General features: G+C 68.8%; 18 protein-coding genes. 4 read left to right on the top strand and 14 right to left on the bottom strand.

The window, feature by feature from the left end; genetic code table 11:
• Positions 1 to 89: 89 nt before the first annotated feature.
• From truA to IG65_RS0103990, 9 genes are all read right to left on the bottom strand, one after another.
• The gene (gene truA, locus IG65_RS0104030; protein ID WP_051755305.1) at positions 90 to 989 is read right to left on the bottom strand and encodes a tRNA pseudouridine(38-40) synthase TruA; all 900 of its coding nucleotides are present in this window, start codon (positions 987 to 989) and stop codon (positions 90 to 92) included.
• Between the two features lie 105 nt (positions 990 to 1094).
• Positions 1095 to 1628 (bottom strand): 50S ribosomal protein L17, encoded by a 534-nt coding sequence (gene rplQ, locus IG65_RS0104025; protein ID WP_030513446.1) that lies wholly within the window; start codon positions 1626 to 1628, stop codon positions 1095 to 1097.
• Positions 1629 to 1677: 49 nt separating this feature from the next.
• Positions 1678 to 2736, bottom strand: a complete 1059-nt coding sequence (locus IG65_RS0104020) for a DNA-directed RNA polymerase subunit alpha (RefSeq protein WP_030513445.1) — start codon at positions 2734 to 2736, stop codon at positions 1678 to 1680.
• Between the two features lie 97 nt (positions 2737 to 2833).
• Positions 2834 to 3439, bottom strand: a complete 606-nt coding sequence (rpsD, locus tag IG65_RS0104015; protein WP_030513444.1) for a 30S ribosomal protein S4 — start codon at positions 3437 to 3439, stop codon at positions 2834 to 2836.
• A 21-nt stretch (positions 3440 to 3460) separates the two neighbouring features.
• A complete protein-coding gene (gene rpsK / locus IG65_RS0104010; protein ID WP_025347281.1) occupies positions 3461 to 3874 on the bottom strand; it encodes a 30S ribosomal protein S11 in 414 nt (137 codons plus the stop codon).
• A gap of 9 nt (positions 3875 to 3883) precedes the next feature.
• Complete coding sequence (gene rpsM, locus IG65_RS0104005) at positions 3884 to 4255, bottom strand: 30S ribosomal protein S13 (RefSeq protein WP_030513443.1); 372 nt, start codon at positions 4253 to 4255, stop codon at positions 3884 to 3886.
• A 223-nt stretch (positions 4256 to 4478) separates the two neighbouring features.
• Positions 4479 to 4592: a 50S ribosomal protein L36 gene (rpmJ, locus tag IG65_RS0104000; RefSeq protein ID WP_025347279.1), complete on the bottom strand. Its 114-nt coding sequence runs from the start codon at positions 4590 to 4592 to the stop codon at positions 4479 to 4481.
• 157 nt (positions 4593 to 4749) lie between these two features.
• Complete coding sequence (gene infA / locus IG65_RS0103995) at positions 4750 to 4971, bottom strand: translation initiation factor IF-1 (RefSeq protein ID WP_003886926.1); 222 nt, start codon at positions 4969 to 4971, stop codon at positions 4750 to 4752.
• Positions 4972 to 5218: 247 nt separating this feature from the next.
• A complete protein-coding gene (locus tag IG65_RS0103990) occupies positions 5219 to 6505 on the bottom strand; it encodes an MFS transporter (protein ID WP_030513442.1) in 1287 nt (428 codons plus the stop codon).
• A gap of 264 nt (positions 6506 to 6769) precedes the next feature.
• On the opposite strand from IG65_RS0103990, the gene IG65_RS39735 reads away from it, so the two are divergent.
• Positions 6770 to 9811, top strand: a complete 3042-nt coding sequence (locus tag IG65_RS39735; RefSeq protein WP_369801458.1) for an AAA family ATPase — start codon at positions 6770 to 6772, stop codon at positions 9809 to 9811.
• Here the strand turns inward: IG65_RS39735 and IG65_RS0103975 are convergent.
• A complete protein-coding gene (locus tag IG65_RS0103975; protein ID WP_036523099.1) occupies positions 9805 to 10797 on the bottom strand; it encodes a GlxA family transcriptional regulator in 993 nt (330 codons plus the stop codon). The genes IG65_RS39735 and IG65_RS0103975 overlap by 7 nt on opposite strands.
• 109 nt (positions 10798 to 10906) lie before the next feature.
• On the opposite strand from IG65_RS0103975, the gene IG65_RS0103970 reads away from it, so the two are divergent.
• Positions 10907 to 11425 carry a hypothetical protein gene (locus IG65_RS0103970; protein ID WP_156055474.1) on the top strand — a complete coding sequence of 173 codons (519 nt, stop codon included), beginning with the start codon at positions 10907 to 10909 and terminating at the stop codon, positions 11423 to 11425.
• 6 nt (positions 11426 to 11431) lie between these two features.
• Here the strand turns inward: IG65_RS0103970 and IG65_RS34340 are convergent, their stop codons facing one another.
• The gene (locus tag IG65_RS34340; RefSeq protein ID WP_231509044.1) at positions 11432 to 11953 is read right to left on the bottom strand and encodes a DUF4254 domain-containing protein; all 522 of its coding nucleotides are present in this window, start codon (positions 11951 to 11953) and stop codon (positions 11432 to 11434) included.
• Positions 11954 to 12104: 151 nt separating this feature from the next.
• Between IG65_RS34340 and IG65_RS0103960 the strand changes: the two genes are divergently transcribed.
• Both IG65_RS0103960 and IG65_RS0103955 read left to right on the top strand, forming a co-directional pair.
• The gene (locus IG65_RS0103960) at positions 12105 to 12944 is read left to right on the top strand and encodes a GntR family transcriptional regulator (protein ID WP_051755303.1); all 840 of its coding nucleotides are present in this window, start codon (positions 12105 to 12107) and stop codon (positions 12942 to 12944) included.
• Positions 12941 to 13525: a GNAT family N-acetyltransferase gene (locus IG65_RS0103955; RefSeq protein ID WP_051755301.1), complete on the top strand. Its 585-nt coding sequence runs from the start codon at positions 12941 to 12943 to the stop codon at positions 13523 to 13525. The genes IG65_RS0103960 and IG65_RS0103955 overlap by 4 nt, the downstream gene beginning before the upstream one ends.
• A gap of 2 nt (positions 13526 to 13527) precedes the next feature.
• Here IG65_RS0103955 and IG65_RS0103950 read toward each other — a convergent pair whose 3' ends face one another.
• The 3 genes from IG65_RS0103950 to eccD are packed head-to-tail and all read right to left on the bottom strand — an operon-like array spanning position 13528 to position 20584.
• Complete coding sequence (locus IG65_RS0103950) at positions 13528 to 17610, bottom strand: type VII secretion protein EccC (protein ID WP_030513435.1); 4083 nt, start codon at positions 17608 to 17610, stop codon at positions 13528 to 13530.
• A 2-nt stretch (positions 17611 to 17612) separates the two neighbouring features.
• The gene (mycP, locus tag IG65_RS0103945) at positions 17613 to 19106 is read right to left on the bottom strand and encodes a type VII secretion-associated serine protease mycosin (protein ID WP_081879244.1); all 1494 of its coding nucleotides are present in this window, start codon (positions 19104 to 19106) and stop codon (positions 17613 to 17615) included.
• An 8-nt stretch (positions 19107 to 19114) separates the two neighbouring features.
• Positions 19115 to 20584: a type VII secretion integral membrane protein EccD gene (gene eccD, locus IG65_RS0103940; protein WP_030513433.1), complete on the bottom strand. Its 1470-nt coding sequence runs from the start codon at positions 20582 to 20584 to the stop codon at positions 19115 to 19117.
• Between the last annotated feature and the right edge of the window lie 39 nt (positions 20585 to 20623).

Raw genomic sequence — 20623 nt, 5'->3', positions numbered from 1 at the left:
TGCGTGCGGCCCCGCGATCTCGCGGGGTCGCCGCCTTGTCCGGGCGCGGCGAAGACCGGTGGACGACCGGAGCATCGCCCGTAGGCGGTTCAGTCGCCGCAGCAGCCCTCGGCGGACGGAATCGTCCGCATCTCGCGGGTTTCGGCGTTGCGGGCGGCCAGGTCCGCATCGGCCGGATAGTCGACGGCGATCAAGCTCAGGCCGTGCGCGGGGGCCACGGTGACGGAACTGGACCGTTCCCGTTCCGCGAGAAGACCTTCCACCCATTCGGGAGTGCGGCGTCCCTCCCCCACCGCGAGCACCGCGCCGACCAAGCTGCGGACCATCGACCAGCAGAAGGCGTCGGCGCTGACGTGAGCGGTGAGCATGGCGGCTCCGCCGGCACCGTCCGGGGCCACGCCGGGACCATCGATCGGCGTCACGGCCCAATCGAACCGCTGCAATTCCCGGACCGTCGTCGCCCCTTCGCGCCGACGGCAGAATGCGGCGAAATCGTGCAGTCCCAACAGCTTTCGCGACGCTTCCCGCATGGCGTCGAGATCGACACCGGGGCGGCATGCCACCACACTGCGAGCCAGCAGGGGCGGGGCTCCGTAGGGAGCCGTGGTGAGCCGATACGCGTAGTGACGGCGGATCGCGGAGAAGCGGGCGTCGAATTGCGGTGGCGCCGGGCGGATTCCGGTGACCCGCACATCCTTCGGCAGGAACCGTGCCAGCCGGTGCAGCAGCTTGTCGTGATCGGGCGGCGTGGTCGCGTCGAAATGTGCGACCTGCCCCTCGGCATGAACTCCGGCATCGGTGCGGCCGGCCACCGTCAGCTGAATCGGTTCGCGCAGGACCTTGCTCAGCGACTCCTCCAGCACACCCTGCACGGTCCGCAGACCGGGCTGGCGGGCCCAGCCGGTGAAATCGGTGCCGTCGTAGGCGATATCGAGCCGTACTCGAACCGCAACCGAGGTTGCCGCCGGATCCTGCATGGTCACAGCCATTTCCTGGTTAACATGAGCGAAGCCCGCCGACCCGGAGGGGACGGCGGGCTCACTCGTGAATTCCCGACGCAGATCGAGAGGTCCCCGCACGTGGCGGGGACCAACTCATTCCGCCTTGTCCTCGGCAGGAGCCTCGGTGGACTCCGCCTCGGCAGCCTCGTCGGCCTTCGCCTCCGCAGCCTCGTCGGCCTTCGCCTCGGTGGCCTCTTCGGCCTCGGCAGCCTCGGTCTTGGCCTGCTGGGCGGCGACCCGGCGAGCGCGATCGGCCTCGTTGGTCACGGTCTTCTCCCGGACCAGCTCGATGATCGCCATCGGCGCGTTGTCACCCTTGCGGGGCACGGTCTTGATGATCCGGGTGTAGCCACCCTCGCGACCCTCGAACGACGGTCCGATGTTCGCGAAGAGTTCGTGCACCACGTCCTTGTTGCGGATCACCTTGAGCACCTCGCGGCGGTCGGCCAGCGAACCGGCCTTGGCCTTGGTGACCAGCTTCTCGGCGTAGGGGCGCAGCGCCTTGGCCTTGGCCTCGGTGGTCGTGATCCGACCGTGCTCGAAGAGCGCCGTGGCCAGATTGGCGAAGATCGCCTTCTGGTGCGACGCCGACCCGCCGAAGCGAGCACCCTTCTTGGGCTTGGGCATTGGTTGTTCTCCTTAGGAAAGGCCGAACGGGGCTGCCACCCCGGAAGGCCTAGAGCTGTTCGGTCTCGGCGTAGTCCTGCTCGCCGTTGTCTGCATCGCCGAAGGAGCCGCTGTCACTCCAGGTTCCGGTGGCGGCGTCGTAGCCGACGACGCTCGACGGATCGAAGGAGGCCGGGCTGTCCTTCAACGACAGGCCGAGCGAATGCAGCTTGACCTTGACCTCGTCGATGGACTTCTGGCCGAAGTTGCGGATGTCCAGCAGATCCGATTCGGTCCGCGCAACCAGCTCGCCGACGGTGTGCACACCCTCGCGCTTGAGGCAGTTGTACGAGCGCACGGTGAGGTCCAGGTCCTCGATCGGCAGCGCGAACGAGGCGATGTGGTCCGCCTCGGCCGGGCTGGGCCCGATCTCGATACCCTCGGCCTCCACGTTCAGCTCGCGCGCCAGGCCGAACAGCTCGACCAGGGTCTTACCGGCCGACGCCAGCGCATCCCGCGGGGAGATCGAGTTCTTGGTCTCGACGTCCAGGATGAGCCGGTCGAAGTCGGTGCGCTGCTCGACACGGGTGGCCTCGACCTTGTAGGTCACCTTCAGCACCGGCGAGTAGATCGAATCCACCGGGATCCGGCCGATTTCCGCACCCGAGGCCTTGTTCTGCACGGCCGGGACGTAACCGCGACCGCGCTCGACGACGAGCTCGATCTCCAGCTTGCCCTTGTCGTTCAGGGTGGCGATGTGCATATCCGGGTTGTGCACGGTCACACCGGCCGGGGGAACGATGTCACCGGCGGTGACGGTGCCCGGGCCCTGCTTGCGCACGTACATGGTGACCGGCTCGTCCTCTTCGGACGACACGACCAGGCCCTTGAGGTTCAGGATGATGTCGGTGACGTCTTCCTTCACACCCGGGACGGTGGTGAACTCGTGCAGCACGCCGTCGATGCGGATGCTGGTCACCGCGGCCCCCGGAATCGAGGACAGCAGGGTACGGCGCAGCGAATTGCCGAGGGTGTAACCGAAGCCCGGCTCGAGGGGTTCGATGGTGAACTTCGAGCGGTTCTCGGCCAGTACCTCTTCGGCCAGTGTGGGTCGCTGTGAAATCAGCATGAGGATCTCCTCCTTCAGGGGCGCCCGCTATTTGACGCCCACGAACTGGGGTGTGGATGAGCACGGAAAGTGCTCACCCACCAGCAGCACGAACGGCTTACTTCGAGTAGTACTCGACGATGAGCTGTTCGTTCAGCGGCACATCGATCTGCGCGCGTTCCGGGAGCTGGTGGACCAGGATCCGCAGCCGGTTCGGAACGACCTGCAGCCAGCCCGGGATCGGGCGATCGCCCTGGGTCTCACGGGCGACCTGGAACGGCAGCGTCGGCAGCGACTTCTCCTTGACATCGATGATGTCGTACTGGGAGACCTGGAAGCTGGGGACGTCGACCTTGCGGTTGTTCACCAGGAAGTGGCCGTGCGAGACCAGCTGACGGGCCTGGCGGCGGGTCCGGGCCAGACCGGCGCGGTACACGACGTTGTCCAGACGCGACTCGAGCAGCTGCAGCATGTTGTCGCCGGTCTTACCCTTGCGACGGTTCGCCTCTTCGTAGTAGCGGCGGAACTGCTTCTCCATGACGCCGTAGGTGAAGCGGGCCTTCTGCTTCTCCTGCAGCTGGAGCAGGTACTCGCTCTCCTTGATCCGCGCGCGGCCGTGCTGGCCGGGCGGGTAGGGACGACGCTCGAACGCCTGGTCGCCTCCGACGAGGTCGACACGCAGACGACGCGACTTGCGGGTGATGGGGCCTGTATAACGAGCCATTTTTCGCTAAATCCTTTCCCGCTAGACGCGACGCCGCTTGGGCGGACGGCAGCCGTTGTGCGGCTGCGGGGTGACGTCGGAGATCGTGCCCACCTCGAGGCCCGCGGCCTGCAGCGAGCGGATCGCGGTCTCACGGCCCGAACCCGGACCCTTGACGAACACGTCGACCTTCTTGACGCCGTTCTCCTGCGCCTTGCGGGCGGCGTTCTCGGCGGCGAGCTGCGCGGCGAACGGGGTCGACTTACGCGAACCCTTGAAGCCGACGTGACCCGACGACGCCCACGAGATCACGTTGCCCTCGGGGTCGGTGATCGAGACGATCGTGTTGTTGAACGTGGACTTGATGTGCGCGTGGCCGTGCGGAACGTTCTTCTTGTCCCGGCGACGCGCCTTCTGGGACTTCTTGGGGCCGGAGGCCCGACTCTTCGGAGGCATCGGTTATCCCTACTTCTTCTTGCCGGCGACGGTCTTCTTCGGACCCTTGCGCGTGCGCGCATTGGTCTTGGTCCGCTGTCCGCGCACCGGCAGGTGGCGGCGGTGGCGGATGCCCTGGTAGCAGCCGATCTCGATCTTGCGGCGGATGTCGGCCTGCACCTCACGGCGCAGGTCACCTTCGACCTTGAACTCCGACGCCTCGATGTAATCGCGCAACCGGGTGACGTCGTCGTCGCTGAGATCCTTCGACCGCAGGTCGGGGCTGACGCCGGTGGCGTCCAGGATCTCCTTGGCGCGGGTACGACCGATGCCGAAAATGTAGGTCAGCGCGATCTCCATGCGCTTCTCGCGCGGGAGATCGACGCCCATCAGACGTGCCATGTGGCAGCTTCCTTAACTGTTGCGGAGGTCTGCTCCCTGTCCGTCCCCTCGAATGGGGCCCCGGCCTCCGTTCCGGGGGTAGGTCGTCCGTCCGCTCTCCGCTCGTTTCCGAGGCGGCGAGCTCGCCGACGGCGACTGGCGCTGGGAGGTCTTCTTTTCTGTGCCAATCCGAACTGCGTTCGGTGCTTGGCTGGTGAACCCCTGCGTCGGGGCACAGTCCAGGTCAGCCCTGACGCTGCTTGTGACGCAGGTTGTCGCAGATCACCATGACCCGGCCGTTACGGCGGATCACCTTGCACTTCTCGCAGATCTTCTTGACGCTCGGCTGAACCTTCACGTCCGTCCAATCTGGTTGTGGTCCACACCGGGTGTGAACACAGCTTTTCCCCAGCCGTGTGACTGGGGAAATCTTGGGTGCGGATTCCGGGGTGAATCCACCCCTGAACCTCGCGAGTCCGGCGTCCGGACTCTCCCGGGAATCGCTTCCCGGAAACTCACTTGTAGCGGTAGACGATGCGACCGCGGGACAGGTCGTAAGGAGAAAGCTCCACGACCACGCGGTCCTCGGGCAGGATGCGGATGTAGTGCTGACGCATCTTGCCGCTGATGTGCGCGAGAACCTTGTGACCGTTCTCCAGCTCGATGCGGAACATCGCATTCGGCAGTGGCTCGATAACTCGACCCTCGACCTCGATGGCCCCGTCTTTCTTCGCCATATCCTCCGCGATCCCGCTTACGCTGAAACCCTGTGTGGTCTCAACTCTTCGGCTAGCTTGTCACTGCAGTTACCGGTGCACTCCAGTCGACCCGGTGCCATACTCTTCGTAGTCCCATGCGGACATGCATTCGCATGAGCACAGACGTCGGGTGGGTGCACCGCCGACCAAGCTTACCCGTGCGCTCGCGATCCGGCCAAATGCGGTCCCCTCGCGGCGGTCCTGCACACCGTTCGCGCCGCTTCGGTCAGTGGTCGGCGAGCGGGCCGCGCCCGGTCAGCGGGCCCCACGCCCCGATCAATCCGAGCATCAGCACCAGCGCGACCGTGATCACCGTGAACACCGCACCGGGTCCGTGGTTGTCCAGCAGCGGGAGCAGCACGAACGGCTGCACGGCGGTGCTCAGTTTCGACAGCGAATAGGCCGTACCCGAGGCGGTGCCGCGCACGGTCGTGGGGAACGATTCCGGCAGATACGTGTGCAGGGCGTTGGAGAAGATGTTGCTGGCCAGGGTGAACAGGCCGCCCGACAGCAGAATCAGCGACACGCTCGTCGCGAAGCCGAAGATCAGACCGAACACCGCCATCAGCGCGGCCGACGCCAGCACCAGGTATTTGCGCTCGATGCGCTCGATCAGCGGAATCGACAGCAGCGAACCCAGCGGATAGCCCAGATAGGTAATGGTCAGGTAACCCAGCGAGTTCACCACCGTGAACCCCTTGTGCTGTAAGACCAGCACCGCCAGCGTGCCGAAGCCGTAGTAGCCGAACACCTGCAGGATCATCACCGCGGAGAACAGCAGGGTGCGGCCGCGATTGGCACCGCGCAGAATATCGGCGAACGGCACCTTCGCCCGTCCGTTCGCAGCCGCGGTGTCGCTCGTGACCTTGTCGTGCCGGGCCTGCCAGCGCGGGGACTCGGGCATGTGCCGGCGGGCGACGAACACCAGGGCGGCGCCGAGTCCGCCGAAGACGAACAGCCAGCGCCAGCCGTCCGTGCCGAACGGTTCCAGCGGAACCAGCCACCGAGCCAGGAATCCGACGGTCGGGACGGCGCAGAATCCGATGGTGTAGGCGATGGCGATCATCCGCCCGCGGACCTGCGGCGGCATCGTCTCCGACAGATAGGTGTCGGAGACGGTCATCTCCGCACCGATACCGAGGCCCGCGAAGACCCGCGTCGCCATCAGGAACCAGACGTTGGGGCTGAACGCGCCGAGCAGCGTGAATCCCGCGTACACCCCGATATTGATCATGAACATCCGGCGACGGCCGAAGAGGTCCGAGAGCCGTCCGATGAGCAGCGCGCCGAGGAACTGGCCGACGAAGGCCGAGGCGAGAATGCCGCTCAGCTGATAGGTCGACAGCGCGAGCTGCTGTTTCAGCACGCCGGTGATGGTGCCGGCGAGGAACAGTTCGTAGAGATCGAAGAACAGGCCCAGGCCGACCAGAGCGACAAGTTTGCGGTGGACCGGCCGGACGGGAAGTTCGTCCAACCGGGCCGCGCGGGGATCATCGCCCGCGGTGATTGCCATTTCGATACGCTCCCGACCTCGCAAATAAGGGGCAACCGAACCACGCGGCGCGTCGGCCGACCGGCTTGTCGGCTGTGGGTAGGACGCCCGTCACTGCCGAGAGCCCTCGCGTAAACTACCGGCTGTCCAGGAAATCGGTCCAGCAGATCCCAGGGGGACACCCGTGAGCGTGCGCAGCGAGCGAATTACGGACGCAGCGCCCTCGAACCCGATCGGCACGATCCTCGGCGAGGCCCCGACCACGAACCGCGGTGAGGTACAGCCGTGAGTCGCAACAACAACGATCTGCCCATGCTGCCCCCGTGGCTGTCGGAGAGCGACGTCACGCAAACGGGATACGAAGCGCCGGTCGAGAACCTCCCGCACGAGGAGTACATCCCGGAGGACAGCGGTCCGCGACGGTTGTTCTCCCGCAAATCCGACGACCGGGCGGAGTCCGACAAGAAGGAGTCCGACCGGAAGTGGCGGAAATCCCGCCGCAAGGACAAGGCCGACGCCGAGCCGGCCGCCGGTGAGACGTCACCCTCGTGGGGGCCGCCGGGAACCGCCGGGCCGCACGGCGATGCGCAGCCGGGGCCGGAATCGTTGCGCGGCAACGGTGTTCAGGGCTCCGAGCCGATGCCGTGGCAGCCGTCCGAGGGCTACGGTTCGGACGGCGTCCAGGGTGTGATCCCGGCCGACTTCCGTCCGCAGCAACAGAATCAGTTCGCGCAGCCGCCGGCTCAGCAGGCGCAGGCGTGGAATTCGTCGCCATCCGCAGCGTCCTCGGGCCACGACTTCGGCCGCCCGCCCGCTACCGCACAGCCGATTCCCGCTCCGGCGCCGCAGCAACCGCAGCCGACCACGCCGGGCCCGGACCAGGCGTCCGGCCCGCTGTCCTCCGCGCCGCTGTCCGGCGACTTTCCGGCGGCGCCGCCGCAGACCCCGGCCCGCCCGCCGATTCCGCCCGCACCGCAACATCTGTCGAACACTCCCCTTCCGGCCGCCGAAGGCGCGGATGCGGACCTGACCGTGCGGGTGACCCGGCGGCCCGACCTGCCGCCCCCGCCCCAGCAGTCGGCCCCGACTCCGCCGCCGCTGCCCGAGTGGCCGGACCCGACGCCCCCCGCCCGTTCCGGACCGCCGCCGCGGCTGGGCGTGCCACAAGGGTATGAGGACGCGCCGCCGGGCCCGAACAACGCCGGCGCACAGCAGTTTTCACTGCCCGACACTCCCGTCGCACCGACAACAACCGCGCCCGGCCTGCCGCAGCAGGAGGCGGATGCCCGCCCCGCCTCGGCCGAGATGCCGCCGACCGGAACCACTCCTCCCGCTCCGACGCACGGATCGGCGGCAGGTCCGTTCGGTTCGGGCCCGGACGCGAGTGAACGGGCTGGGAACGTGGGCGGCGGGGCTTCCGGCGTCACCGAGGAGGCGCCCGCCTGGCTCGGCCGCGTGACGGAACAGTCGGCCGCGCAGGCCGATTCCGCGCCCGCGCGCGACGAGGCCGAGGCTTCGGTCGCGCCGACCTCGGATTCGGGTGCGCCCGGCGGGACCGCCGTATCGAATACTTCCGGCGCGGACCTCCCCGCCGCAGCGGATGTGACGGGGAACGGTGGCGCCGGCACGTGGGATGCCTTCGCAACCGGCACTGCCGCAGTTCGGCACGGTGGCGCAGCTTCCGGACCGCGGTCTCTCGACCCGCCGACGGTGGGAACCCATGCGCCGGAGAGCGATTCGGGCGCCTCGTCGGTCGTCGGCGGTGTCGGCTTCTACGGCTCCGGAGATGCCGGCGCCGGTTCGGCAGATCAGCAGTGGAGCGGGCGACATCGGCTCGACTCCGAGCCGGTGCCGGCTCAGGAACCTGTCGTGCGACCCGGACCGGATGCCGGGGCCGCCTGGAACGGACCGGATGCGCCGGCACCGCGCCCCGACACGCATCAGCAACTGCCCGAAGGCACCGGTCCGCAGTACGGCGCGGCGCGGCAGACGACGCAGTACCAGCAGCCACCTGCTCCGGACTTCGCAACGCACACACCGCATTCCGGCCCGATGCCGCAGGCGCCGAATTCCGAATCGACGATGATCGTCGGCCCGCAGGGGGTTTCGCAGCCTCGGATCCCACAGCCGGCCCCGGACGCCCAGTGGCACAGCGCACCGCAACCGCCGCCGCAGGTGCCGGGCCCGGCGACCGGTCCCGAACAGCAGTGGGCCGCACGGCAGGCGGATCAGTATTCCCAGCCGCAGCAGTACGCGCAGCCGAATCCGTATATGCCGGGGCAGCAGGCCCATTCGCCCGAGCAGTATCAGCAGGCCCCCAACCCGCAGGCCCACCAGCCGCAGCCGCAGCAGTACCAGCAGGGTCAGCCGCCGCAGCAGTACCCACCCAACGGCGTGACGCCCTCACTGGAGGATGTGCCGATGCGCCGGGCGAAGAAGGCCCCCGGTTCGGGGTGGCGGCGCGCGGTGCACCACATGTCGGGCGGTGCCATCAATCCGGGTATGTCCGCGGAGGAGCGGCGCCTGCAGGAACTGGTGGCTCGCATCCGGCAGCCGGTGCGCGGCGACTACCGGATCGCCACCCTGTCGTTGAAAGGCGGCGTCGGCAAGACGACCACCACCATGGGCATCGGCTCGATCTTCGCCTCCATCCGCGGCGACCGCGTGATCGCCGTCGACGCCAACCCGGACTTCGGCACGCTGTCGCAGCGGGTGCCGCTGCAGACCCGGTCCACGGTGCGAGATCTGTTGCTCGATCAGCAGATTCGCAGTTACGGCGACGTGCGGCGGCACACCTCGCAGGCCACCAGCCGGTTGGAGGTGCTGGCCAGTGAGCGTGATCCGGCGGCGTCGGAATCGTTCAGCGAGGACGAGTACCGCCAGGTGCTGCGCGTCCTGCAGCGGTTCTACAACATCATCCTGACCGACTGCGGTACCGGACTGATGCATTCGGCCATGGCGGGTGTGCTGGATCTGGCGCATTCGCTGGTGCTGATCTCGTCGTCGGCGATCGATGGCGCCCGTAGTGCGGCGGCGACGCTGGACTGGCTCTCCCTGCACGGGCACGATCACCTGGTGCGCAACGCCGTGGTCGTGATCAATCTGCCGCGCGAGGGGTCGCCGAATGTGGCGATTCAGCATCTGCGCGAATACTTCCTGGCCCGCTGCCGCGCCGTGCACGTCATCCCCTACGACCCGCATCTGGCCGAGGGCGCCGAGATCGATCTGGCCCGGCTGCACAAGAACACCAAGCGGGCGCTGGTCGAACTGGCCGCGACGGTGGCCGACGATTTCGCCACCGACCATCGGCGGTTCGGCGGTTACTGAGTGCCGCGGTCCTGCCAGGTGAGCGGGGTCGCCCGGACTTCGGCGATACTGCGTCCACGGCGGCGCCGGAACAGGCTTCGCAGGGTGCCCGCGTTGAGGTAGCCGACCCGCGCGGCCACCGTCTCCACGGTGGCGTTGGTGGTGCGCAGCAGCCGGGTGGCGCGCTCGAGGCGGATCTCGTTCACGAAATCCCGTGGTGACATCCCGATTTCGGCCTGGGTCGCGCGCTGCAGGCTGCGCACGGTGACGCCGAGTTCGCGGGCGGCGTCGGTGATCCGGAACTGCTCGGCGATATGGCCGCGCACCCAGCGTTCGAACGCCGCCACCAGCGAGTTCCCGCGCGCGATCACCTGCGGGACGATGTAGTCGCGTTGCTCGCCCCCGCTGCCGGCCAACAGCATCCGGGCCGCGCGTTCGGCTTGGGCGGGACTGCGACCGGCCACCGTGGCCAATGCGAGGTCGAGGTGCGCCAGGGCCGCCGCGGCCGTCGCGATATGACCGGAACGGCACAGGATGCGCCCCTCGTCCAGGTCGACGTTCGGATAGCGGCGGCGGAAGGCCGGGCCGAGCCACCAGCTCGTCGTCGCGGGGAGCCCGTCGAGCACCCCGGCCTCGGCGAGGAAGAAGGTTCCGGTGCACGCGGCGGCCAGCCCGGTCCCCGCCAGGTGCGCCTGCGAAATGCGTTCCAGTACCGGCCTGTTGGCGGGCGCGGCGATGAGGTCGACCACCGCGTCGGCATCCATGGCCAGCACGGCGGGCACGATGATCGGGCCGATGTCGGCGGGTACCTCGGCCAACGGTGTGGTGGGAATCAGATGGCCGTGGCCCGAGCGGACGCTGCCGCCGAGCGCGACGGTGTGCACCCGCCACGGCTCGGGTTCCAACTCCGGATCGTCGACGAGCGAGTTCGCCGTGTTGAAGACCTCCAGGACGGCGGCGAGACCGAGGTCTCCGACGCCGTCCACGACGAAGACCGCGACATCCATGTCGCAAACAGTACTGAATGCGTCGGATACGACACTGATATTGCGCGTATCCACCGCTTAAGGTTTCCGGTATGACGGTGTGGGCGAACAGAGGTGCACGATGCGCATCGTGAGCAGTGCGTGTCACCTCTTCGAATACGAGGTCACCGCGGCGGGGCCGTGCGCGGTCGCGCTGGATCCGGCGGCCGTGCGCGCCCGGAAGATGTTCGTGGACTGCCTGGTCCTGCAGGTCGCGGTCGAGCCGGGCGATGCCGCGGTACTTCCGGCGGCGGTCGAGGTCGTGAAAACCATTGCGCTACACAACAACGCCGGCTACATCGTCGTCGAGAGCGTGGCGCCGTGGGCACGAAGCGATCGACGCGCCGGCGGTGGAGCACCCGACGACGTACTCACCGGCCTGGCGGATGCGCTGGACGTCGTGTCCGAGCTGACCGAGCGCCTGGAGGAACGCGGCGAACCGGTCCACCTGATGCCGTTCGGCTGGAACACGATTCGCTTCACCGAACTGGCCGGTGGATCACGACCACGGCGGGTGACCCGGTTGAATCCAGCACCGCTGCCGGCGGATCGGTCACGCCTCAGCCGCGCACCGCGGATGGCGGGCTCGTGCCGATCGCTGGGCTACTAGACAGACTCACCAGGTCGGCAGGCGACGCCGTCCGGCAAGGACCTCACGCACCAGATCGTCGTAACCGTCGGCCAATTCGGCCAGGTGATGCCAGGCACTGTGCAGCGCATCGTCGTTCGCGTCGAGGGTCATCAGCGCGTGGTGCGCGCGGACCGACGCTTCGGCCAGCCGGTCGATGACGGCGCCGATCGTTTCGGTGTGCAAGGTGGCGCCGGAGCCCTGCTGCGGCACGGCGCGGACGATCCAATCGTCGATCGCCATCACCAATTCCATTCGCCGTCTACCGATTTCGATCATCAGGGCGGAGTCCGGATCCGGAGTGGAACCGCCGCGGCCGAGCTGGCGTTCGAACAGCACCGCCAGGTCGCGTGCGAACCACAGGATCGGGCCGCCGATCACGCGGTGCCCCCGGCACGCACGCAACAACAGATCCGAACTCGGCAGAACTTCGGTCGTCAGGAACTCGACGGCCGTCGGTGTGTGTGGTGTGCCGGGCAATGCCACGACCACCATCGGGGACGTCTCCAAACCAGCCACGTTGCCTCGCCGTCGTCGCCGTACAACCAATGGTCAGGACGTTCATTACAATAAACCCCTGAATGTGTGTGTCAAGGGTCACACTGCCCCGTCAACCAGCAGAGTAAACTTTCTTTCCTTGAAGGTACAACCGAGGAGCGAGATGGCCGCCGGTCCGAGGTACCAGCGCATCGCCGACGTCCTACGGGAGGCGATTCGCGACGGCACGTACAAACCTGGTGATCGCCTGCCCAGCCACAACGAGCTGGCCGCACAGATGCATGTCTCGATCACCACCGCGCGCAACGCGATTCAGGTTCTCGTTGCCGAAAACCTGCTGTTCACAGCGACTTCCCGGGGCACGATCGTGCGCAGCCAGGAGGTCCTGGAATCCGTGGTGACCAGCCATATTCGGCGCGACCGCCCCAAGTCGGCACACGACATCTTCTCCGAGACCGCCCGTGCCGCCGGGCGGGAACCGGCCAAGCAGTTCAGCGCCCGGATGGAACCGGCCGGTACGGACGTCGCGCACTGGCTCGGCGTGCCGAAAGACTCCTGGGTCGTCGCCCGCACCGTGGTGCAGTACCTCGACAACGAACCGTGGTCGTGGGAGGTCAGCTACTATCCGCGTGACCTCGCCGAACTCACCGGAATCGACTCCCCGCACGACATTCCGGAGGGCACCACGCGGCGGCTGGCCGCACGCGGATATCCCGAAACGGCCCATCGGGATACGGTCGTCGCGCGCCCCGCGAGTGCCGAGGAGGCCGCCGTCCTGGGTGTCGGAGCCGGCACCATGCTGCTCGACCATCTGCGCATCGGCGCCAGCAACACCCGCGTCATGCGGGTCACCCGCCAGCGGTCGCTGGCCGCGCGCAACCGGCTGGCCTACGAACTCGGTGACGACGAGGGCACCGCCCTCATCCGCAAGACCCTGGGAGCGCCGCCTCCTCCGGGCAACTCCCATTCCTTCGGTAACTCGCTGGTTCCCGGTTCACCATGACGATCCGCATCCGCCGGGCCCGCTCGGCCGACCTCGGCAGCATCTGCCGACTACGGCTCCAACGGACGGCCTGGCTTGCGGCACGCGGGTCGGACCAGTGGACCCGGCAGGGCCGGGGGCTGCCGATCGAACGGTTTGCCCACGCGGTCGGCCGGTCGGTCTCGGCCGGGGAGACCTGGGTGGCGGAGGTGAACGGCGAATTCGCGGGAACCGTCACCGTGAACGATCGCGCCGACCCCGGTTTGTGGTCATCGCGGGAGATCGCCGACGCGGTGATCGTGCACTACATGATCGTCGATCTGCGCTTCGCCGGCTGCGGTGTCGGCCGCGCGCTGCTCGCCCATGCCGCCGCGGTGGCCGTTGCGCGGCAACGCAATTGGGTGCGATTGGACGCCTGGACCAGGAATACCGACCTGCACCGGTACTACCGCGCGGCCGGATTCCGGCTGGCCCGCATCGCCAACCCGGCGGTCAGCGGACCGTCGGCCGCGCTGTTCGAACGCCGCACCGACAGCTGGGACTTACCGGAACCGATAGTGCGGCGGCATCTGCACGCCGACCGGGGCGATCCGGTGCCCTGACCTCAGACCGGCGGCAGATAGCTCACCTGCACCATTTCGTTCTCCCTGGCACGGGATACGAGCGTGCCCCGGCCCGGTGCCAGCTTGCCCGACCGCACGTCGCCGAGCAGTTTGCCCTCGTCCTTGGGCGCCGACATCAGCAGCGCGTCGACCGACAGGTCCTTCATCATGCCCAGCACCTTGTCGTACAGCGCCCGCGAGGCACCGCCGGAGCGGCGCGCCACGATCAGGTGCATACCGATATCGCGGGCCTGCGGGATGAATTCCAGCAGCGGTTCGAGCGGATTGCCCGCACCGGTGGCGACCATGTCGTAGTCGTCGACCACGATGTAGATCTCCGGTCCGGTCCACCAGCTGCGGTCGCGCAGCTGCTGCGGGGTGATGTCCGAACCCGGGATCCGCTGTCGCAGATAGGCGGCGACCTCCTTGATCATGTCGAACGACGTCTGGCCCGAGGTGGAGTAGCCGGCCAGCTGCTGGCCCTCCAGGACGCCGAGCATCGTGCGCCGGTAGTCGATCAGGATGACGCGCGCCTGCTCGGCCGTCGAATTCTCGGTGATGCCGAGCACGATGTTGCGCAGCAGCGTGGTCTTGCCGCACTCCACGTCGGCGAAGGCCATCAGATGCGGCTGGGCGTCGAAATCCATGACCAGCGGCGCCAATTCGTTCTCGCCGAGGCCGACCACCACCCGGGTGGCGCTGCATTCGATCCCGTGCTTCGCGGCCTCGGCGAGCACCTGTTCGCGCGGCACCCGCAGCGGCAGCATGCGGACCGCGGGTGCGCGGCGATCACCGTAGAGCTCGGCGAACTGGCTGCGCGCCAGCGCGATACCGTCGGAGAGAGTCGCCGGATCGGAGCTGGAATCCAGGCGCGGCAGGGCGACCAGCATATGCAGCTTCTCCGGTGTCAGACCGCGGCCGGGGCGGCCCACCGGTACCAGCACCGCGGTGCGACGGTCCATTTCGGAATCGCTGGGGTCGCCGAGGCGCAGTTCCAGCCGGGTGCCGACGAGATCCTTGACCGCCGGGCGGATCTCGCCCCAGCGGGTGGCGCCGATCATGAGGTGGATGCCGTAGGACAGACCCTGCGCGGCCAGTGCGTTGAAGGCCGGTTCCAGCACGTCGAATTCGGCGCGGATGGTCGCCCAGCCGTCGACGACCAGGAAGACGTCGCCGAACAGATCCTGCGACAGCGGGTCCGCCGCCTGTTCGGCCGGACTCCGCTGTGCCAGTTCGGCTTTACGGCGGCGGAATTCGTGGATCGACTCGATGCCCAGCTCCCGGAACCGCTCCTCGCGCTGGTGCAGCAGGGTCACCATCTCGGCGACGGTGCGGCGCACCCGGTCGATATCCATGCGCCCGGCCACCGAGCCGACGTGCGGGATGTCGGACAGCCCCGCCAGCGTGCCACCACCGAAGTCCAGGCAGTAGAACTGCACCTGCTCCGGCGTGTGGGTGGCCGCGGCCGCCATGATGATCGAACGCAGCGTGGTCGACTTGCCCGACTGCGGACCGCCGACCACGGCCAGATTGCCCTGTCCCGCCGACAGATCCACGATCAGCACATCGCGGCGCTGCTCGTAGGGCTTGTCGATCACACCGATCGGCCACCACAACCGGCCGTGCCGGTTCACCGGCGAGCGCCAGTCCGGATCGGGTAGCAGCATGTCCACCGACGGTGATTCGTCCAGCGGAGGCAGCCACACCTCGTGGGCCGGGCGGCCGTGACCGCGCAATCGATCCACGACCACATTGAGCAGTGTCTTGGGCACGGTTTCGGCGGGGGTGCCGGGCGGCAGCTCCAGCTCCGCTTCCGGTGAGCCGGGCGGCGGCGGAAGTTCGGGCCGGCCCAGCGGTCCGCGCGCCGGAGCGGCGGCGACCGGTGTGCGCACCGGGACCGGCGCCGCGGTGAACACCACCGGCTCCTGTCCGCCGCCGCGCTGCCCACCGCCGGTGCGGCCGGGCGCGTTGCCCGCGGGTGATTCGTAGGCGCCGGAGACGTAGCAGGCGTTGAACCGCAGCGGATCGTCGGCATCGCTTTTGAGGTAGCCCGAGCCCGGCACACTCGGCAGGTGATAGGCGTCGGTGATGCCGAGCACCGCGCGCGACTCGTTGGCGGAGAAGGTGCGCAGGCCGATCCGGTAGGACAGGTGCGAGTCCAGGCCGCGCAGCTTGTTCTCCTCGAGCCGCTGCGAGGCCAGCAGCAGGTGGACGCGCAGGGACCGGCCCAGACGGCCGATCATGACGAACAGGTCCGCGAAATCAGGCTTCTGCGAGAGCAATTCGGAGAACTCGTCGACGATGATGAACAGCGCGGGCAGCGGATCCAGCGCCGCGCCGGCCGCGCGGGCTCGCTCGTACTCGGTGACGTTGGCGAAGTTGCCGGCCGAGCGGAGCAGTTCCTGGCGCCGGGTCATCTCACCCGACAGCGCGTCCTTCATGCGGTCGACGAGGGCGATCTCCTCTTCCAGGTTGGTGATCACCGCGGCGACGTGCGCGAGCGATTCGAGTCCGAGGAAGGTGGCGCCACCCTTGAAGTCGACCAGCACCATGTTCAGCTGGTCCGGCGAATGGGTCGTCACCATGGACAGCACCAGGGTGCGCAGGAATTCGGACTTACCCGAACCCGTTGCGCCGATGCACAATCCGTGCGGGCCCATGCCGTTCTCGGCCGACTCCTTGATGTCGATCTCGACGGGAGTGCCGTCGGGCGTGATGCCGATCGGGACACGCAGCCGCTCGCGGTCGTTGCGCGGGCGCCACACCGACGCCGGATCGATCTGCGCGGCATCGGGAATTTTCAACAGCTCCATCAGGCCGGGCACGGCTCGCGATTCGTCGCCGAGGCTCACGATCTGGGCCGCGGTGGCCACCCGATAGCGGGCCAGCGCCCGCGCCAGGGTCTGCGCTTCGGCGATCGTCACCGGGTCGGAGGTGGCGAATTGCTCCACGCCCGCAGCGGATCTCGCCGCGACGGTACCGTCGGCGACCACCAGTTGCAGACCGCGGCGCACCGCGAGCCCGGCCTGCGGCGCGGTGAGGTCGAGCACGGTGACCGAGTCCAGGCCGGCGTCGCTGACGATCCGCTCGGTACCGCTGACATAGCCGTCGTCGATGATGACCAGCAGATGGATGCGCCCGGCGGTGGGCTGGGCGTTGCGCATGAACCGGCCGCGCTCGAGCAGTTCGGCCGCCATGGAGGTCTCGAGTTCGGCCAGCGAGCGATACATCATCCGGGCCGCGCCCATGCCGTCGCGGTCCACCGGATGTTGCAGGTGCGGAAGCCATTTCGCCCACGACCAGGCCTCGGCGTCCGGGTCGGCGCAGATGATCGCGACCGCGGCGTGGTCGGGGCCGTGGAAGGTCACGTATTCCATCAGCATGGCGCGCACCAGCATGCGCGTCTCGTCCGGCCGGCCTTCGATGTTGATCGCGGGGAACGCACGCAGCGACAGGGCCGTGGGCAGGCCGTGCACCACCGAATGGGTGCGCACGAAGCGGCGCAGCGCCACCGTGGAGACCGGCTCGAGGTCCTCGAGCGGACCGGTCTCCGGGCGGGCCAGTTTGGTGGCCAGCCGGTGACTGCCGACCCCGACGCGCACATGCCCGAAATCCGGGTCGTTGGGGCGGCGTTCCCACATCCGGCGGGTGCCGGCCACCGCGCGCAGATCGGCCGGTTCCGGATGGCTCCAGATCAGCGATTGCAACTGGGCGCCACCGGTTTTGCGCACATCGCGGCGGACCTGGTCGAGGTAGCGGAAGTAGTCCTTGCGTTCCTCGTTCAGTTCGGCGGCGCGCTTGGGGCCGCCCGAGCCGCGCATCCCCGCCATCATCCCGACCATCGACATCAGCATCATCATCGGGAACATCAGCATGAAGGGGTTGGCGAGCAGATTGCGCCCCATCATCACCATCATCGCGAGCATGCCGACCACCGCGACCACCATGACCACGGGCATGAGCCGCATCAGCAGGGCGGGCGGCACCGGCCGCGGAATCTCCGGCGGCGCGGTCAGCGCCACCTCCCCGCCCGGTGCCCGCGGCGGGGCGATCCGCGGTCGGCGCACGAATCCGTCGGTGGACATGCCTACTCTCCTCGAGGCGAGTCGGTCCCGGTGGGAGCCGGGGTGGCGGACAGGTATCCGGCGGCCGGATCGTCGGCGACCGCTTGGGGTCGCCTGCGCCGGTAGGGAAGGGCGGCGGCCCAGCCGACGGCCAGCAGGGCCAGCAACGCACCGGAGCCGATGATCGCCACCCGGCGCGGCAGCGGATCGGGCCCCGGATCCGGGGCGGGGGGCGCGATCGCCCGTGGCACCTGCGCGGCCTGGCCGGGTGGCGGCGGCAGCTGCGCGGTGAGCGCCGCCAGCGGGTCGATGAGGCCGAATCCGACCCGATCGTCGCGGCCCGCACCGGGGTTGTGCGCGGTTCGCTCGATCCGGTCGATCACCTGCGCCGCGCTCAGTTCGGGAAATCTGCTGCGCACCAAGGCCGCCAGACCCGAGACGAAGGCCGCCGAGAAGCTGGTGCCGTCGATGGTGAGCGGTCCGTCGTCACCGTGTTCGGTGTCGACCAGGCCGGTTCCGCCCGGCTTGCTGTCGAGGGAGATGATCGACCGGCCGGGTGCGGCGACCCCCACCCACGGGCCGTGGATCGAGAACGGCGAGGTCGCACCGTCCGGATCGGTCGAGGCGACCGAGAGTACGTACGGGGTGAACCAGGCCGGGCTGATGACGGTGCGCACTCCGTTCCAGCCGCTGGTGTCGTTCTGGGCCGAGCAGGCCGACTGGTCGAGATTGCCCGCCGCGGCGACCACTACGACATTGCGGTCGGCGGCGTATTCGACCGCCGCGCCCAGTGCGCCGTCGGCGGTCTCGGAACCGGCTGGGCTGCAGGACACTTCGGAGATGTTGATCACGGTGGCGCCCATGTCGACCGCGCGCACCACGGCGGCCGCCATCGTCAGCACGTCACCGTATCCGCCGGCGGCGACCTTGCCGGTCTCGTCGTTGTTGCGGTTCTTCGCCTCGTACTGCAGGCTCAGCTGCCGGATGGCCAGGATCTGCGCCTCCGGGGCGACGCCGGAGAAGGCGTCGGCGGGACTCGGGCGCGCGGCGATCAAGCCGGCGACCAGGGTGCCGTGGCCGTCGCAGTCCTCGGTGCCGTCGCCGGCGGTCACGAAGTCGCCGCCGGGTTGCAGATCCGGCAGGCGCGGATGGCGGTTCACCCCGGTGTCGATGACGGCGACCTTCTGTCCGGCGCCGCGACTGAACTTCCAGGCCCGGTCCAGATCGAGAATCCGCTGGGGCAGTGGCGGATCCCGCGGAATCGCCCCGGTCAGATACGGCTCGGCGCAGACCGCGCGCTTCTCGGTCTGGTCCGGCGGACCGTTCTTCGCGTTGACGGCCAGCGCCTGCCCGAGGGCGCCCTCGTCGATCGCCGGCGGGGCGACCGCGGTCGCGGGACCACCGCCGAGCAGCGACGCGCCGAGTACCGCCGCGGCAGCGGCCACGCGCAGCCGGCGAGCCGCCCCGCGCGCGAAACCCGCTACCGGACAATCTCTTCCGTAGCGCAGCACAGTCATCGGCCCGATCAGATGTTCCGGGCGGCCGAATAGACGTCCATCAGCCACAGCGACAGCGGCACGATGGCGATGATCAGCAGGTATTCGAAGATCTCGATCGCCCGCCGCACCACCGGCGACACGTCCGCGCGAGGTCCGAGCACACCGAAGGCGACCACCGCCGCGGCGACGATCAGCAACAGACCCGCACCGACCGCGCGCCAATCCTCGTGGGCCACAGCGGCTCCCGCGGTGACGGCGAGCGCCACCGCGGTGCCGCCCGCGATCATCGTCGACGCCTGGGTGAGATCGGCGTACGCCCGGCCACGCAGGCACAGCACCACCGCGGTGATCGCCGCCAGCGCCAACCCCTGCCAGCGCGCCTCGCCCAGCGGATCGGCCCCCAGGACGGCGCCGAAACCCGCTGCGAGCGTGGCGCCCACCAGGACTCCGGACTGGTACCGATTGGCCGCGTGGGCCCGGCGCTCCAGCGCGGCCGCCGAGGGCAGCGCGGTCGCGCCGATGACGCCGATATCGGCGATGGTCGGGCGCGGTTCGTGATCGGTGGGGTCGATCGCGCCCCCGGCGGTCGGCACCGGGGGAACCGGCAGGCGCGCCGCGGCGACGGCCGCCCGGGGAGCCATCGTGATCAGCACCAGCCCGGCGATCAGCACGCCGACGGCGATCTTCGCGATGTCGAAGTCCCACACCATCCGTACCGCCGCGGCGACCGCGAGCACCGCGGCGCTGGTGACCACCGCGGCCACCACGAGCGACCCGGCGCGGGTCATCGAATACAGCGCCAGCGCCACCACCAGAGCCGCCACCGCCGCGAACAGGACGTGCGGTGATCCCACCCGGCCCGGTGTGAGCAGGCCCGCACTCGCGGCCAGCAGCGCAATCGCGAACAACGACAACACGTTCGCGGTGGTGCGCTCGGCCGGATAGCGGCGCGCGACGATCACCGCGGCGCCGGCGGCGAGCACGCCCGCGCCGAGCGCGATGAATCCGTTCCAGATGCCGGCGCCCTTACCGGACACCAGGACCGCGACCGCGACGAGTACCGCGATCAGCCCGGCGCCCAACCCCATTCGGCGCGCCGCCGTCGGTGACCAGGCGTTTCCCGATTCGGCGGTGAGCCGCGAGACGGCGTCGATCACATCGTCGAAGAGCGCGGGCGCCTCCTTGGCGGTCACCGAGCGCAACACCAGCAACTCGCCGTCGAAAACCTCTGCGTCGGTGAGTGATTGGTGCGGCGGGATCGGATCGCGGCCGATCCGCGCCAGCGTCCAGTGCTGTGCGCGCACGGGCGCGCCCTCGTCGTGTTCGGTCAGGTCGGGATTGCGGGAATCGATCAGCTCGACCAGGTCGGTGATGTAGGCCGCGACCGGCACGGTCGCGGGCAGGCCCACATCGAGTTGAGTATTTCCGCCGATCACCGACACTCGGCACAATTCCGGGTCAACGGCCCCCACGCCGCTGCTCGACGACTCGGTCACGGATTACAGAACTCCCTACGATTTTCGTCGCTGTATTGC

This window comes from Nocardia sp. NRRL WC-3656 (genome assembly GCF_000720265.1).
GTDB lineage: Bacteria > Actinomycetota > Actinomycetes > Mycobacteriales > Mycobacteriaceae > Nocardia > Nocardia nova.
The sequence above is the reverse complement of the archived record's forward strand: the minus strand, read 5'-3'. Positions and strand labels throughout refer to the sequence as shown.